14 protein-coding genes and 1 pseudogene are annotated in these 14,399 nt (G+C 64.2%); 5 read left to right on the top strand and 10 right to left on the bottom strand.

Going from position 1 to position 14,399, the window contains the following annotated elements; translation table 11 throughout:
- Positions 1-47: 47 nt before the first annotated feature.
- The gene (locus FJ430_RS21040) at positions 48-1,232 is read right to left on the bottom strand and encodes an aromatic amino acid transaminase (RefSeq protein WP_140708908.1); all 1,185 of its coding nucleotides are present in this window, start codon (positions 1,230-1,232) and stop codon (positions 48-50) included.
- Positions 1,233-1,366: 134 nt separating this feature from the next.
- Between FJ430_RS21040 and FJ430_RS21035 the strand changes: the two genes are divergently transcribed.
- From FJ430_RS21035 to FJ430_RS21015, 5 genes are all read left to right on the top strand, one after another.
- On the top strand, positions 1,367-1,900 hold the full coding sequence (locus tag FJ430_RS21035; RefSeq protein ID WP_413467881.1) for a sigma-70 family RNA polymerase sigma factor: 534 nt from the start codon (positions 1,367-1,369) through the stop codon (positions 1,898-1,900).
- Positions 1,897-2,670, top strand: coding sequence for an anti-sigma factor family protein (locus tag FJ430_RS21030; protein WP_140708912.1), 774 nt, complete (start codon positions 1,897-1,899; stop codon positions 2,668-2,670). The genes FJ430_RS21035 and FJ430_RS21030 overlap by 4 nt, the downstream gene beginning before the upstream one ends.
- A 34-nt stretch (positions 2,671-2,704) precedes the next feature.
- Positions 2,705-3,421 (top strand): Bax inhibitor-1/YccA family protein, encoded by a 717-nt coding sequence (locus tag FJ430_RS21025; RefSeq protein ID WP_140708914.1) that lies wholly within the window; start codon positions 2,705-2,707, stop codon positions 3,419-3,421.
- Between the two features lie 179 nt (positions 3,422-3,600).
- Positions 3,601-4,476 carry an aldose 1-epimerase family protein gene (locus FJ430_RS21020; protein WP_140708916.1) on the top strand — a complete coding sequence of 292 codons (876 nt, stop codon included), beginning with the start codon at positions 3,601-3,603 and terminating at the stop codon, positions 4,474-4,476.
- Positions 4,477-4,479: 3 nt separating this feature from the next.
- On the top strand, positions 4,480-4,890 hold the full coding sequence (locus FJ430_RS21015) for a hypothetical protein (protein WP_140708918.1): 411 nt from the start codon (positions 4,480-4,482) through the stop codon (positions 4,888-4,890).
- Positions 4,891-4,906: 16 nt separating this feature from the next.
- Here FJ430_RS21015 and FJ430_RS21010 read toward each other — a convergent pair.
- From FJ430_RS21010 to FJ430_RS20970, 9 genes and pseudogenes are all read right to left on the bottom strand, one after another.
- Positions 4,907-5,248, bottom strand: a pseudogene (locus FJ430_RS21010) (arginase family protein); the annotation flags it as partial.
- A gap of 114 nt (positions 5,249-5,362) precedes the next feature.
- Positions 5,363-6,205, bottom strand: coding sequence for an alpha/beta fold hydrolase (locus FJ430_RS21005; RefSeq protein ID WP_140708919.1), 843 nt, complete (start codon positions 6,203-6,205; stop codon positions 5,363-5,365).
- Positions 6,206-6,729: 524 nt separating this feature from the next.
- Positions 6,730-7,551 (bottom strand): MBL fold metallo-hydrolase, encoded by an 822-nt coding sequence (locus FJ430_RS21000; RefSeq protein WP_140708921.1) that lies wholly within the window; start codon positions 7,549-7,551, stop codon positions 6,730-6,732.
- 3 nt (positions 7,552-7,554) lie between these two features.
- Complete coding sequence (locus FJ430_RS20995) at positions 7,555-8,349, bottom strand: TatD family hydrolase (RefSeq protein WP_140708923.1); 795 nt, start codon at positions 8,347-8,349, stop codon at positions 7,555-7,557.
- The gene (gene metG / locus FJ430_RS20990; RefSeq protein WP_140708925.1) at positions 8,349-9,896 is read right to left on the bottom strand and encodes a methionine--tRNA ligase; all 1,548 of its coding nucleotides are present in this window, start codon (positions 9,894-9,896) and stop codon (positions 8,349-8,351) included. Before metG ends, FJ430_RS20995 begins: the two co-directional genes overlap by 1 nt.
- Before the next feature lie 89 nt (positions 9,897-9,985).
- Positions 9,986-11,041, bottom strand: coding sequence for a DNA polymerase III subunit delta' (locus FJ430_RS20985; protein ID WP_140708927.1), 1,056 nt, complete (start codon positions 11,039-11,041; stop codon positions 9,986-9,988).
- Positions 11,038-11,712, bottom strand: coding sequence for a dTMP kinase (gene tmk, locus FJ430_RS20980; protein ID WP_140708990.1), 675 nt, complete (start codon positions 11,710-11,712; stop codon positions 11,038-11,040). Before tmk ends, FJ430_RS20985 begins: the two co-directional genes overlap by 4 nt.
- A 72-nt stretch (positions 11,713-11,784) precedes the next feature.
- Positions 11,785-12,963, bottom strand: a complete 1,179-nt coding sequence (locus FJ430_RS20975; protein WP_140708929.1) for a D-alanyl-D-alanine carboxypeptidase family protein — start codon at positions 12,961-12,963, stop codon at positions 11,785-11,787.
- 123 nt (positions 12,964-13,086) lie between these two features.
- Positions 13,087-14,349 (bottom strand): septal ring lytic transglycosylase RlpA family protein, encoded by a 1,263-nt coding sequence (locus tag FJ430_RS20970; RefSeq protein WP_140708931.1) that lies wholly within the window; start codon positions 14,347-14,349, stop codon positions 13,087-13,089.
- Between the last annotated feature and the right edge of the window lie 50 nt (positions 14,350-14,399).

The raw sequence follows: 14,399 nt of genomic DNA, 5'->3' as shown, positions 1-14,399 counted from the left end.
GCGTCCGACCAATCCTGGCCGGACACCGAAACGAGTTGTCCACAGCCTCAGTCAAGCACCGAAACGATCGCCTTGGCGAGATCGTCCATGCCGTCCTCCGGCAGGCCGGCCACGTTGATGCGGCTGTCGCCGACCATATAGACGGCGTGCTCAGTGCGCAGGCGTTCGACTTGCGCCTCGGTCAAGCCGAGCCGCGAAAACATGCCGCGATGACTGGCGACGAAATCGAAGCGATCAGAGTTGGACTGACGCCTGAGGGCTTCGGCGAAGGCGACGCGCAGCCTGAGCATGCGCAGCCGCATCTCCTCGAGCTCCGTCTCCCAATCCTTTCTCAGGCTGGCGTCCTCCAGCACCATGCGCACGGCCGCCGCGCCATGGTCCGGCGGCATCGAATAGAGCGCGCGCGCCGCCGCCAGCATCTGGCTCATCGCCACGTCCGCCTGGGCGCCGTCCTTGGCCATGATCATCGCGGCGCCGACGCGGTCGCGATAGACGGCGAAATTCTTCGAGCAGCTCGAGGCGACGACCATTTCCGGCACCTTGCCGGCCAAGAGCTGCAGACCGGCGGCGTCGGCGTCGAGGCCCTCGCCAAAGCCCTGGTAGGCAATGTCGACGAAAGGCAGCAGACCGCGCTCCAGCAGCACATCGGCGACCTTGGCCCACTGCGCGGCATTGAGATTGGCGCCGGTCGGGTTGTGGCAGCAGCCATGCAGCAGCACGACATCGCCGCTGTTGGCCGTCTTGAGCGTCGCCAGCATCTCGTCGAAGCGGACAGCGCCGGAAGCAGCATCGAAATAAGGATAGTCGCGGACTTGCAGACCGGCGGCGCGCATCACCGGCAGATGGTTCGGCCAGGTCGGGTCGGACAGCCAGACCGTCGCGCCGGGACGCGTGCGCTGCAGAAGCTCCGCCACCAGCCTGAGCGCGCCGGATCCGCCCGGCGCCTGTGCCGCGCGGATGCGCGAAGGGTCGGCCTTCTCGCCGAAGGCGAGCTTGATCATGGCGGCGTTGAAGCCGGTATCGCCGGCAAGGCCGAGATAGGTCTTGGTGTCCTGGCTGGCCAGCAGCCGCTTCTCGGCCTCGCGCACGGCGCGCATCACCGGCGTCCTGCCGTCGATGTCCTTGTAGACGCCGACACCGAGGTCGACTTTGCCGGGCCGCGGGTCGTTGCGATAGAGGCCGATCAGGGCAAGGATCTTGTCGGCGGGGGCGGGCTGCAGGGTCTCGAACATCGAAAAGGACTCCAATGGCGGCGGATTGATACGCAAATCGACCCCGCCGCGCCAGCGGTTTCCTCAGACACGGGCGGCACGAAAAGAAATGCCGGGCAGGGGATTAAAATCCCTACATGCTCCGTAAACAGGGCATGAAACGGTCGATGGCACGCTTCGACATCGTCGGGCAGTTGGGGTCGCTGCGGCGCTATGCGCGCTCGCTGACGCGCGACAGCGCCGACGCCGAGGATCTCGTCCATGACGCGCTGGTGCGCGCCTATGAGCGACGCGCGACCTTTCGCTCGGGCGGCAATTTGCGTGCCTGGCTTCTGGCGATCGTGCACAACATCTTCATCGACCGCATGCGCTCGCGCCGCTCCGAGGCGGCACGCATCGAACAGGCCGGCTTCGTTGCCGTCCAAAGCATGCCGGCAGCACAGGACCATTCGGTGCGCCTGTCGCAAGTGCGGGAAGCGTTTCTTTCGCTGCCGGAGGAACAGCGCTCTGCGCTCCATCTCGTCGCCATCGAAGGACTTTCCTATCAGCAGGCCGCCGAAGTCATCGGCGTGCCGCTCGGAACGCTGATGTCGCGCATCGGCCGCGCGCGTGCCGCGCTGCGCGAGATGGAAGAAGGCGCGACGCCGAAGGCCAAGCCTCATCTCAGGATCGTGGGAGACGATCAATGACCGCCATTGTCGACCCCGTGACCGATGCCGATCTCGACGCCTATGTCGACGATCAACTGGATGTCGCCCGCCGCATCGAGGTCGAGGCGTTCCTCGCCGCGCGCCCGGAAGCGGCGGCGCGCGTGATGTCCGATTTGAGGACGCGCGATGAACTGCGAGTTGCGCTTGCAGGCCCAGTCGGCATGGCGCGTCCGGCCACGACAGAGGCGGCGCGGCGGCTGGAAAGGGCACTTGCCAGGGGACGTATCCTTGTCGTGCTGCAGCGGGCCGCGGCCGCGGCCGTGCTGGTCGCGGCGGGCTGGCTGGCCAACGGCATTTTCGGGCCGATCGCGGTGACCAAGGTGGTCGCCTCGACGCAGCCGCCGGCCTATGTCGAGGATGCGGTCAGGGCGCACCGCACGACCTTGGTGCGCGAGACGATGCCGTCGCAGCAGGAGGCGCCGGGCTACGATGCCGACGAGATCCGCGCCGCCACCGCGATCGTCATGCCGTCGCTGCCCGACGACTGGAAAATCCGCGATGTCCAGGTCTACCCCTCGCAATTCGGGCCGAGCGTCGAGGTGGCGGTCGAGACCAAGGATCTCGGTCTCGTCTCGCTGTTCGCCATCAGGCCCGGCACGTTCGACGTCGTGAAGCCCACGGTCGCGCCCTCCAATGACATTTCGACTGCGTATTTCCAGATCGGCGAGGTCGCCTATGCCGTGGTCGGACGCAGCGGCGCCGGCAATCTCGACCATGCCGCCGAGAAACTCGCCAGAACGCTCTACTGAAAACAGACCTCTACCAAGAACCAAGGAGAACCAAATGAACAGCCCCAATCTGGGATACCGAACGGGCGCCGGCGTGCAGGCCGGAGCCGTCTATGACCAGGGCCTGCGCAAGCACATGCTGCGCGTCTACAACTATATGGGCCTCGGCCTCGTCGTCACCGGCCTCGTCGCCTTCTTCGTGGCCTCGACACCCGCGCTCTATGTGCCGATCTTCTCCAGCCCACTGAAATGGGTGGTGATGCTGGCGCCGCTCGCCTTCGTCATGCTCTTCTCGTTCAGGATGCAGACCATGTCGGCCTCGGGCGCGCAAGCGATGTTCTGGGCCTTCTGCGCCGTCATGGGCCTGTCGCTTGCCTCGGTGTTCCTGGTCTTCACCTCGACCAGCATCGCGCGCACCTTCTTCATCGCCGCCACGATGTTCGGCGCCACCAGCCTCTACGGCTACACGACCAGGCGCGACCTGACGCAGTTCTCGTCCTTTCTGATCATGGGCCTGATCGGCGTGGTCATCGCCAGCCTGGTCAACCTGTTCCTCGGCTCGACCGCGCTGCAGTTCGCCATCTCGGTGATCGGCATTGCCGTCTTCGTCGGCCTGACCGCCTGGGACACGCAGACGATCAAGGAGCAGTATGCGGAGAATTTCGACGCGGAATCGCAGCAGAAGCTCGCCGTCTTCGGCGCCTTCTCGCTCTATCTGAACTTCATCAACATCTTCCAGCTGCTCTTGAATTTCACCGGTGAGCGCGAATAAGCCGGACCGTAGCAAGCAACACTGCTGACCTCGGCGTGGCCGGAGGGAAACCTCCGGCCATTTTTTGTCGATTGCGCACCAAGGCGTCCAGGACCAAGGTGAGATCTGCCTGCCGCGCTTGAGTTCACGCGCGGCCTTTTGCTAGCCTGCCGGCCAGACCAGCCAGCCGCGAGGACGCAATGGAACAACTGACGCTTCACGCTGACGGCATTTCGGCGACCGTCGTCGGGCAGGGGGCCGAGCTGGTCTCGCTGCGCGATGGCGACGGCACCGAGCTTCTGTGGCAGGCAGGCCCCGTCTGGCGCCGTCATTCGCCGGTCCTGTTCCCGATCGTCGGCCGGCTCAAAGGCGACCAACTGCGGCATCGCGGCCAAACCTATCCGATGACGCAGCACGGCTTTGCCCGCGACCGGCGCTTTGCCTGGGCGGAGCAGGGGCCGACCTCCTGCACATTGGTGCTGACGGATGATGCCGAGACGCGAACGCACTATCCCTTCGCCTTTCGCCTGGCCATCGGCTACGAGCTGAAACCCCGGCAGCTCGGCGTGACCTTCGAGGTCACCAACATGGGCGACGAGCCGTTGCCCGCCTCGATCGGCGCGCATCCGGCGTTCAATTGGCCGCTGCTGCCGGAACTGCCCAAGGAGGCCTACCGGCTGACCTTCGCCGACAACGAGCCGGCGCCGGTCCGCCGCCTGAAGGACGGCCTGCTGCGGCCGGACCCGCAACCGACACCGATCGAGGGAAAGACGCTGCCGCTTTCCGAAAAACTGTTCGACGATGACGCCGTCATCCTCGACAGGCCGGCCAGCACCAGCGTGCGCTATGCCGTCGGCCGCGGGCCGGCGATCGAGGTGTCCTGGCAGGGTTTCAACGAGCTGGGCATCTGGTCCAAGCCCGGCGGCGCGCCCTTCCTGTGCATCGAGCCCTGGCACGGCATCGCCAGTCCCGTCGATTTCGACGGCGAATTCGCCGACAAGCCGGGCGTCATGCTGATCGAGCCAGCCGGCCGGCGCGTGCTGAGTTACCGGATAGGCCTCAGCCGGGAACCGTAGGGCATGGCATACGCCATCAAGACCGAAATCGAGGACCCGGCGGCGGAGACGTTCGTGTTCGCCGCCCAGAAAACCATGTATGGCGGCAAGCGCATTGCCGAAGGCGACGTCATCTTCCTGTTCGCCAGCGAGAACGAAGGCGGGCAGGGGCTTGTCGCCCGCGGCGTCGTGACATCCTCCGAGGCCACTCCCAGACGTCCGGATATCGAACGGCAGACGCCGCGCGTCAGCGTTGCCGTCCACCGCACCGCCATGGCAACGAGACGCTTGGGTCGCGATGAGCTCAAGCGCTTCAAGGATTGGAAGGACGGCCGGCCCGAGACCGAGCTCAACTTCAAATTCTACCGCCAGGCGACCAACAAGATCGTTGGTGTTTCAGACGAGGCATCGGCATTTCTGAACAGCTTTTTCTAGACCATCCGATCGGATCTCAGCCGGTCTGCCGGACAATGGCGCCGATCACGTTGACAAGAAGACGGGCGGCCGTGAGCGCCGACACGCCGTCAATATCGGCGGGAGGATAAAGCTCGACAAGGTCGAATCCAGCAATCCTCGCCCGCTTGCCGAGGCCTGCGATCAGATCGATCGCTTGCGTGTAGGTGAGGCCGCCGGGCGTGCGCGCGGCCACTCCCGGCATGATCGATGGATCGAGGCTGTCGGAGTCGAAAGTGACGACGACACGCGCGCCTTCCGGAATGTGCCGCAAAGCGGCTTCGACGCCCTGGGCGTGAACCTCGCGCGCCGTGACAAAGCGGCTGCCGTAGCGCCAGGCAAGCGAGACGGTGCCGAGCGGAAATGGCCGACAGGCAGTGGCCAGAACATTGATGCCGGACAATGTAGCCCAGGCGTCGGCCGCGTTCGGGCCGGCCAGACCTCAAGGACTGTTCTATTGCCGTTCCAGGAAGTCGACCATCAACGACGCAGCTTGGTTGGCATGCGTTTCCAGCAGGAAATGAGGCCCGTCGAGAATGTGTGCTTCCATCCTCGGCAGGGCCTGCATCCATGATAGCGTCTCTGCCAGGTCAAAGAACGTGTCATGCCGACCCCACAGCATCAGGGCGCGAGGCTGCCGGCGCTGCAGATAGTCCGCAATCGCGTCGAAACCAGCGACGTAGTTGCCATAGTCCGCAATAAGCGCGCGCTGCGTCTCGATGCCTCCGGGGCGCTGCATCACGCGCCAGTCTTCCTCCCAGTTCTCCTGCGGAATTTGTGCGGCCACATCGTCGGGAACACCTGCCACATACTGATCGCGCGTGCCCTCGAAGGTCAGATGCGCGGTGGCTTTCGCTTCATTGTCGCGATTCGGATTGGCCCAAAAGTCCTGCGTCGCCTTCCATGATGGCCCCATTCCGCCCCGATGCGCGTTGGCGTTCTGGACGATCAAGCCCAACACCGCATCGGGAGCCTGCATGGCTATCCGCAGGCCGACCGGCGCGCCAAAGTCATGCAGGTAGATGTAGCGCGAGCCGACCGAGAGGTGGCCGAGCAACTCCGAGATCGCATCGGCAAAACCATCAAAAGACGGCTCGGACAGAGCATCGGACATGCCGAACCCAGGCATGTCGGGAGCAACCACATAAGCCACCTTCGACAATGCGGGAATAACGTGGCGAAAGGTCCTGGAGGAACTCGGAAAACCGTGAAGAAGCAGAAGAGCCGGTTTGGAGGGCTCTCCAGCCGTGAGGAAAGACAATTCCGTGCCGCTCGCCAACTCAAGCCGTGAACGCATGCAAAGATCCTCAAACCGCTCACTAGGCCAACGCGAGGTTCGGCGATTGAGTTCCGAACAGAGATGTTGCCGCAACGATGGCCGACTTGTGCTCGTGCCCGTCAGGAATACGAGATGTTGCAACCAAGTTCGGACACGGCAGCATGGGGCTGGTGCAGGGCGGACGGATCGCCTTGAGCCGGTGTGCTCGCTATAGTGGGCATCGTGAGAAATTTCCGGGGTCTCGAATGAAGCAGCGGATCATCGTCGTGTTTGAAATGGAAGGTGACGGCGTGCGGATACGCAACAACTCTGTGCGGCTGGCGAGCAGGGCTGTGTGACATCGCGCTCTCGGCATCTCGGTTGCCATATCAGAAAGTCGCATAAGATATATTATGGAACTAACGGGTCGGGCGCATACCCAGGAATTGCTGCGGCTTTCGCCGCTGGCGACGAACTCCGCGGATTACTCCCTGCAACGCTTCGCGACTTCGAGATACCGAACGTTCGACAGACGAACTGCAACACAAACTGAGCAGCTGACGCTATCGTTCTGACTCGTAAGGAATTTCGATCACCATGCCGTCATATGCCGGCACCACGTGATCCGGCGTTTCGGCCATCACGGCGGCGTAGTCGAGCGGCACATGCATATGGGTCAGCACGGCGTTCTTCGGCGCCAGCTTCTCGATCCACTCCAGCGCCTGGCCGAGCGACAGATGGCTGGGATGGGTGTTGTACTGCAGCGCGTCGATCACCAGCATGTCGAGGCCGCGCAAACGCTCGATGGTGGCGTCCGGGAAGCCGCTGATATCGGGGCAATAGGCAAGCCCGCCGATGCGGAAGCCGAGCGAGATGATATCGCCATGAAACTGCGGCAGCGGCTCTAAGGTGAGGGCGCCGCCCTCGCCTTCGATCACGACCGGCCTCGCGTGATCGATGATGTGAGCCTCGACGATCGGCGGATAAGAGCTGCCGGATGGCGTCTCGAAGCAATAGCGGAATGCCTGGCGCAGCCGCAGCATGGTCGGCTCGTCGGCATGGATGTCGATGCGATGGCGTTGCTCGAGCACATAGCCGCGCAGATCGTCGATGCCGTGGATGTGGTCGGCATGCGGATGCGTGTAGACGACCGCGTCGATGCGCTTGACCGAGGCCAGCAGCATCTGCTCGCGGAAATCCGGCCCGGTGTCGATGACGACCGTGGTGCGCGCGCCATTGGCGGCAATCCGCTCGACCAGCGCGGCCGTGCGCATGCGCCGGTTCTTCGGGTTCTTGGGGTCGCAATTGCCCCAATCGCCGGTGATGCGCGGCGTGCCGGGCGATGAGCCGCAGCCAAGAATGGTAAAGCGCAGCCGGTCGCTCATGCCTCAGCCCGCAGCCGTTTCGGGACGCGGCATCTTGGTGAACAGCCCGAAGAAGTTCCCGGTGGTGATATCGGCGATCTCGGCCTCGCTTACGCCGATGGTCTCGGCAAGCACCTTTGCCGTGTTCGCCACATAGGCCGGTTCGTTGCGTTTTCCGCGATGCGGGACCGGCGCAAGGTAGGGTGCGTCTGTTTCGACCAGCAGCCGGTCGCGCGGGACGTCGGCGGCGATGGCGCGCAATTCGGTGGAATTCTTGAAGGTCAGGATGCCGGAAAAGGAGACATAGCCGCCCAGCGCCACGCCGACTTCGGCCAGCCTGCGTCCGGACGAAAAACAGTGCAGAATGAAGGGGAAAGCGCCCTTCCCTGTTTCGTCCTCGAGGATCGCCGCCATGTCGTCGTCGGCATCGCGCGAATGGATGACCAGCGGCAGGCCGGTCCGGCGCGCGGCCGCGATATGGGTGCGAAAGCCTTGCGCCTGCGCATCGCGCGGCGCCTTGTCATAATAGTAATCGAGCCCGGCTTCGCCGATCGCCACCACTTTGGGACGGTCGGAAAGCCGCACCAGCTCGTCGGCGGTGACGTCCAGCTCTTCCGCGGCATTGTGCGGATGAGTGCCGACCGAGCAATAGACCTCATTGAAAGTTTCAGCGATTTCAAGGATTTGCTGAAAGCGCCTCACGCGCGTCGAGATCGTCACCATGCGACCGATGCCAGCGGCGAGGGCGCGGGCGACGATAGCCGCCCGCTCCTCGGCGAAGTCCGGAAAGTCGAGATGGCAATGGCTGTCGACCAGCATCAGTTGTTGCCGTCCTGCTCGACATAGCGCGGAAACACGCCCTCCGGCGCCGGCAATGCCGCGCTGGGCACCAGCGCGTGGTCGGCGTGGACATGCTCGAAAGCGCGTTTGTCCGCGGGCACGGCCAACAGGTCGAGCAGTTTCGCGGCCGATCCGGGAACGAAGGGCTGGCAAAGCAGTGCCACACGCCGCACCAGTTCGGCCGTTGCCCACAAGACGGTTTCCATGCGCTCCGGGTCTGTCTTCTTGAGCGCCCAGGGCTCCTGCGAAGCGAAATAGCGATCGGCTTCGGCAACAACGCCGAAGATCGCCGCCAGCGCCAGGTGGATGCCCTGCTCCGCCATCGCCCGACGCGAAACCGCCAACGCTTCGATCGCCTGGTCGAGGATCGCCGTGTCGGCCTCGGTAAGGTCGCCGCGCGCCGGCACCTTGCCGCCACAGTTCTTGGCGATCATCGACAGCGACCGCTGCGCCAGATTGCCGAGGCCGTTGGCGAGATCGGCATTGGTGCGGTTGACGATCGCTTCATGGCTGTAACTGCCGTCCTGGCCGAACGGCACCTCGCGCAGGAAGAAGTAGCGCACGCGGTCGAGTCCGTAATGTTCGACCATGGCGAACGGGTCGACGACATTGCCGACCGACTTCGACATCTTCTCGCCGCGGTTGAACAGGAAACCGTGGGCAAAGACCCGTTTCGGCAGCTCGATCCCCGCCGACATCAGGAAAGCCGGCCAGTAAACGGCATGGAAGCGCACGATATCCTTGCCGATGATATGCGTGGCCGGCCAAAAGCTCCATTTCTGGGACTTGGTATCGGGATAGCCGGCGGCGGTGATGTAGTTGGTCAAAGCATCGACCCACACATACATCACATGCTTGTCGTCGCCGGGCACCGGAACGCCCCACTTGAAGGTGGTTCGTGAGATCGACAGATCCTTCAGGCCGGACTTGACGAAGCTCATCACCTCGTTGCGGCGCTCCGCCGGACCGACGAAATCCGGCTGGGTTTCATACAGCGCCAGCAACTTGTCCTGATAGGCGGACAGCCGGAAGAAATAGCTTTCCTCCTCGTTCCATTCGACTGGCGACCCAAGCGGTTCGCGGCGCACGCCATCCTCGCCGAGCGTGGTTTCGCTCTCGTCGAAATAGGCCTCCTGCCGCACCGAATACCAGCCGCTGTAGCGGTCCAGATAGATGTCGCCATTCGCGGCCATCGCCTTCCAGATCGCCTGGCAGGATGCGTAATGGCGTGGTTCGGTCGTGCGGATGAATTCGTCGTTTGAGGCGCTGAGGGTCTCGGTCATCGAGCGGAAGATTGCTGAATTGCGGTCGGCAAGCTCCAAGGGCGTGATGCCTTCCTTCTCGGCCGTCTGCTGCATCTTGAGACCATGCTCGTCAGTGCCCGTGAGAAAGAACACGTCCTTGCCGTCCAGCCGCTGGAAGCGGGCCAGTGCGTCGCTGGCAATGACCGTATAGGCATGGCCGATATGCGGCTTGCCATTCGGATAAAAGATCGGGGTGGTCAGATAGAATTTTTCGCGTGCCATGGATGAAATCGCCATGAATGTCTGAATGGGAAGTGTGGCGGTGGATATCTCATCGAGACGGCGATTGCCATCCCGAGGACAAGGCGCATTCACATTCGCATCGCAGAATTCAGGCGGTCGATCATGGCCAGGGCGTGCTGCTTCTTGTCGAGGTTGTAGGTCTCGGCCTCAGATATCGTGTTCAGCGCTTCGTGCCAAGCCTCGGACAGCGATTTGGCCCTGTCGAGGTCGCCGGCCAGCGCCGCTTCGCTGGCAGCGGCCGAAAGCAGGTCGAGCGCGCGGCGGTTGAAGATGTCGAACTGGATCGCCTGATCGCGTCCCGCGACGGCCTCGGCAAGGCGGTGGGCGCCGGCAATGTCGGGCTTCCTGGCCGCCACCAGTGCGTCGAGCGCGCCGGCGATTTCCAGCCCGCCATATTGGGTGAGCAGGATCGCGTTGCGGGCGCTGCCCCCTGCCCGCTCGGCCAGCGCTGCGCGCGCGCCCGGATCCTCCGGCGGCGGCGGCTCGACATTTTCCAGCACCGCCATCAGCTCGTCGGCGGCCAAAGGCGCCAGCCGCACCATCTGGCAGCGCGAGCGGATCGTCGGCAACAGGCTGCCCGGTGCGTGCACCACCAGAATGAACAGGGTGCGTGCCGGCGGCTCTTCGAGATTCTTGAGCAAGGCATTGGCGGCATTGATGTTCATGTCGTCGGCCGGATCGACGATGACGACGCGGTAGCTGCCGTCATGCGAGGTCATCGACAGGAAGCGGCTGACCTTGCGGATCTCGTCGACGGTCAGCACCGTCTTGAAGCTCTTGGTCTTGTCGTTGGCCGGACGAGTGAGGTGCAGCACCGAAGGATGCGCGCCGGTGGCAATCTGGCGAAACAGCGAGGAGGCCGGATCGGGAACGGCGAGCGCGCCGGGCGCCGTCTTGAAATCCGGATATCTCAGGAGATGGTGGGCCATGTGGAACGCCAGCGTCGCCTTGCCGATGCCTTGCGGCCCGGCGAAAATCAGCGCATGCGGCAGCTTGCCGGCGCGGTAGGCGCCGGCAAGCATCCCTGCCGCCGTCGCGTGGCCGATCAGCCGCGGCGTTTCAGCCGGCTCAGGCACGCCGTCCAGCGTGTCATGCTGCTCGGGGGCGATGCGTTCGAAGATCATGCAGGCGCCGTCTCAATCCTTTGCGCCGGCATCCGTTCTTCCAGCGCCGCGAAGACGGCGGCGGTGACGACATTTTCCACCGTATCGGGATCGGCGGAAGCGTCGACGACGATGCAGCGCTCAGGCTCCGCCTCGGCGATGGCAAGGAAAGCCTCGCGCCGTCGCCGGTGGATGGCCAAGGTCTCCTTCTCGAAGCGGTCGGCGGCGTCCCCGGCGCCGCGCCGCGCGGCGGCCCGCTTCAGGCCTTCAGCGGGATCGATGTCGAAGATCAGCGTCATGTCCGGCATCATGCCGTTGATGGCCACTGCCTCCAGCGCCTTCATGAAATCGGCATCGAGGCCGCCCGTGACGCCCTGGTAGACGCGCGAGGAATCGATGAAACGGTCGCACAGCACGATCGAGCCGCGCTCGACCGCCGGCCGGATGACCTGCTCGACATGGTCGGAGCGCGCGGCGGCGAACAGGATCGCCTCCATCTTCGGGCCGAACGGCTCGGCCGCCCCGGACAGGAGCACATGCCTTACGGCCTCGGCGCCGGGCGATCCACCCGGTTCGCGGCTGACCAGCACCTCGTATTTCTTGGCGCGCATGCGCCGCGCCAGCCGCTCGATCTGCGTCGACTTGCCTGCTCCTTCGCCGCCCTCGAAGGTGATGAAAAATCCGCTCGCCAATCGAGACTGCCTTTGCCCATGCTGGCCGCTGTCATAGCTCTCGTCCGACAAAAGGTCCACGAACTTGCCCGATCACAAATGTTTCTGACGCAGCCAGCCGACAGCGAGTTCCTTGGCCGCGTCAAGCGCGCGCTGCGGCAGCGTACCCACCTTCACCGACTCGGCGGCATAAAGCGGCGTCTGCTGGCTCAGCGTGTCGCCTATCCAAACGCGCAGTTCCCCGACCGGTTGCCCTTCCTCGATCGGCGCCGACACCGGACCCTGGTAGACGATCCTGGCGGTCAGCTTGTCGCGGTTGGCTATCGGCAGAAAGATGTCCACGGGGCCTTTGGCTTTCAAGGCTAGGCCGGACTTGGCACCGCCGAAAACCTCTGCTTCGCCGACCACCTCGTCCTTGGCGAAGATCTCGGTCTTCTGGAATGACCGCGAGCCCCAGTCGAGCAGCTTGCGCGCCTCTTCGGAGCGTTCGCGGTCATTTGCCAGTCCGCTGAGAGCGGCGATCACGCGCGTGCCGTTGTGGCTGACGGTGCCGACCAGGCCGAAGCCCGCCTGCTCGCTGGCGCCGGCCACGAAGCCGTCGGCCTCGATGCCCATGACGATCAGCGGATTGCGGTTCCTCTGCGATATCTTGTTCCAGGTGAAGTCCGGCTGGCCGTAATAGTGGAAGAATTCCGGATAGTCGCGCCACAGATGCAGCGCCAGCATCGTCAGCTCCCGCACCGTCGTCTGCTGGCCGTCCGCCGGCAGGCCGGTCGAATTGACGAAGGTGGATTTCGAGAGGCCGAGCTGACGGGCGCGATCGGTCATCTGGGCGGCGAAATTCGCTTCCGAGCCCGCCATGCCCTCGGCGAGCACGATACAGCCGTCATTGGCCGCCTGCACGGTGACGCCCTGGATCAAATCCTCGACGCGGACCTCGGATTTGAGCTTGGCGAACATGGTCGAGGTCCCGGATGGCGCGCCGCCGGTGCGCCAGGCGTTTTCACTGACGACGAAAGTGTCGTCGAGCGTGATCCGCTTCGACTTGATGGCGTTGAAGACCATTTCCATCGTCATCAGCTTGGCCATCGAGGCCGGCGGGATCGGCTTGTCGGGGTCCTTGGCGAAGAGCACGGTGCCGGTGTCGGCATCGATCATGAACGCTTGCGTCGCCTTGGTCTCGAAAAGCTGCGCGCATGCAGGCGCGGAGCAAAGCAGCGCCAGCACCAATCCCAGAAGGCTGGCGAAAGGTGGAAAAAGGCGCAATTGCATGAAATGTCGACCCAATCTGGGCAATACCGGAAAGCGTGGAGCCACCCGGAATTGCGCAAAAACTACCCCGCGGCCAAGCTATCAGGATTGTTTCGACCGGATCAACGGGCCGCGCGAATTTGATCAGTTACGCACAGCCAGCGCATCCGGCGCGCCATGCGACCAGGCTGCCTGAAGCAGGTCGTCGATGCTGCCATGGCCGTCCGGGTAGACGTTGACCGCATACCAGTCATTGCCGTCGAGTTCGGTGCGCTGGATCTCGGCCCGGCCGAACGGCTCGAGCGCCGCGGCCACGCGCTTTGCCTCCACGGCCTCGTCGAAGGAGCCGGCGGCGACGTAGTCGGATGCGGGCGTCTGTTCCTGGCGATTCGATTTCCGCCACGACTGCAGGACATCGGCCGGCGACATGCCGCCGGCATCGAGCGCCGCAAAGACATCCGCGCGCTTTACCCGTTCGTCCGCGTAAGACAGCGAAGCCATGGCGAAGGGCGAGTTCGACGGGAGCGTAAGATCCGGCCGTTCCGGTACGATCGGCCCGAAATCGGGCAGCACGACATCGCTGGCGCCCTGCACCGAGAATGCAGCCGGCTGCGCGGCCGGCTGCTCCGACAGGCCCGGCTGCGCGGCAAAGGCCTCCCCCGAATTGGTCAATTGGCCAGGGAACGGCACGGCGGCCGGCGGCGCGCCCACCGGCAGGCTCGGCGATGGGCCGTTCATGGCCACCATCACACCGGTCGGCAGGCCGTCAGAAGGATCCGGCCGGTTGTTGCCGGGGTGGTAGGAAGCCACCAGATACCGGTCGTCGTCGCCGTCGAGCGGCGCGCGGCCGACATATTCGACTTTGACCCTGGCCGTGCCGACCTTGGCATAGTCGAGCATCTGCGCCGCGCGTTCGGAGACGTCGATGATGCGGCCTTCGTGATAGGGGCCGCGGTCGTTGACGCGCACGATCACCGAGCTGCCGGTCTCCAGATTGGTGACGCGGGCATAGCTCGGCAGCGGCATCGTCGGATGCGCCGCCGTCAGATGCGTCATGTCATAGATTTCGCCGTTGGCGGTCAGACGGCCGTGGAACGCATCGCCATACCAGGAAGCAAGCCCGACCTTGGCGTAGCCCTTGTCTTCCTTGGGATAGTACCACTTGCCGCGCACCTGGTAGGGCTTGCCCAACTGGTCGCGGCCGCCGCCGCGCCGCATGAACTGGACACGCGGGCTCGCTTTCACGCCATATTCGGATTCGGCGAAATATTCCTTGGAGCGGGCCTTCTTGTAGACCATCCCTTTGGGTTCGGGCTGCGAGGCGCAGGCAGCCAAAAGCAGGCCCGAAAGGGCGCACAGGGCGAAAGCAGAAGCGCGACGAAGACGCGGGCGCGCCGAAATCTGCATGTTTTCGATTGTCCCCTACCGTGCTGCCACTCGTCGGGGCCAGAAGTCGC

This window comes from Mesorhizobium sp. B2-8-5, assembly GCF_006440675.2.
GTDB lineage: Bacteria > Pseudomonadota > Alphaproteobacteria > Rhizobiales > Rhizobiaceae > Mesorhizobium.
This window is presented reverse-complemented; position numbering and strand designations above follow the sequence as displayed.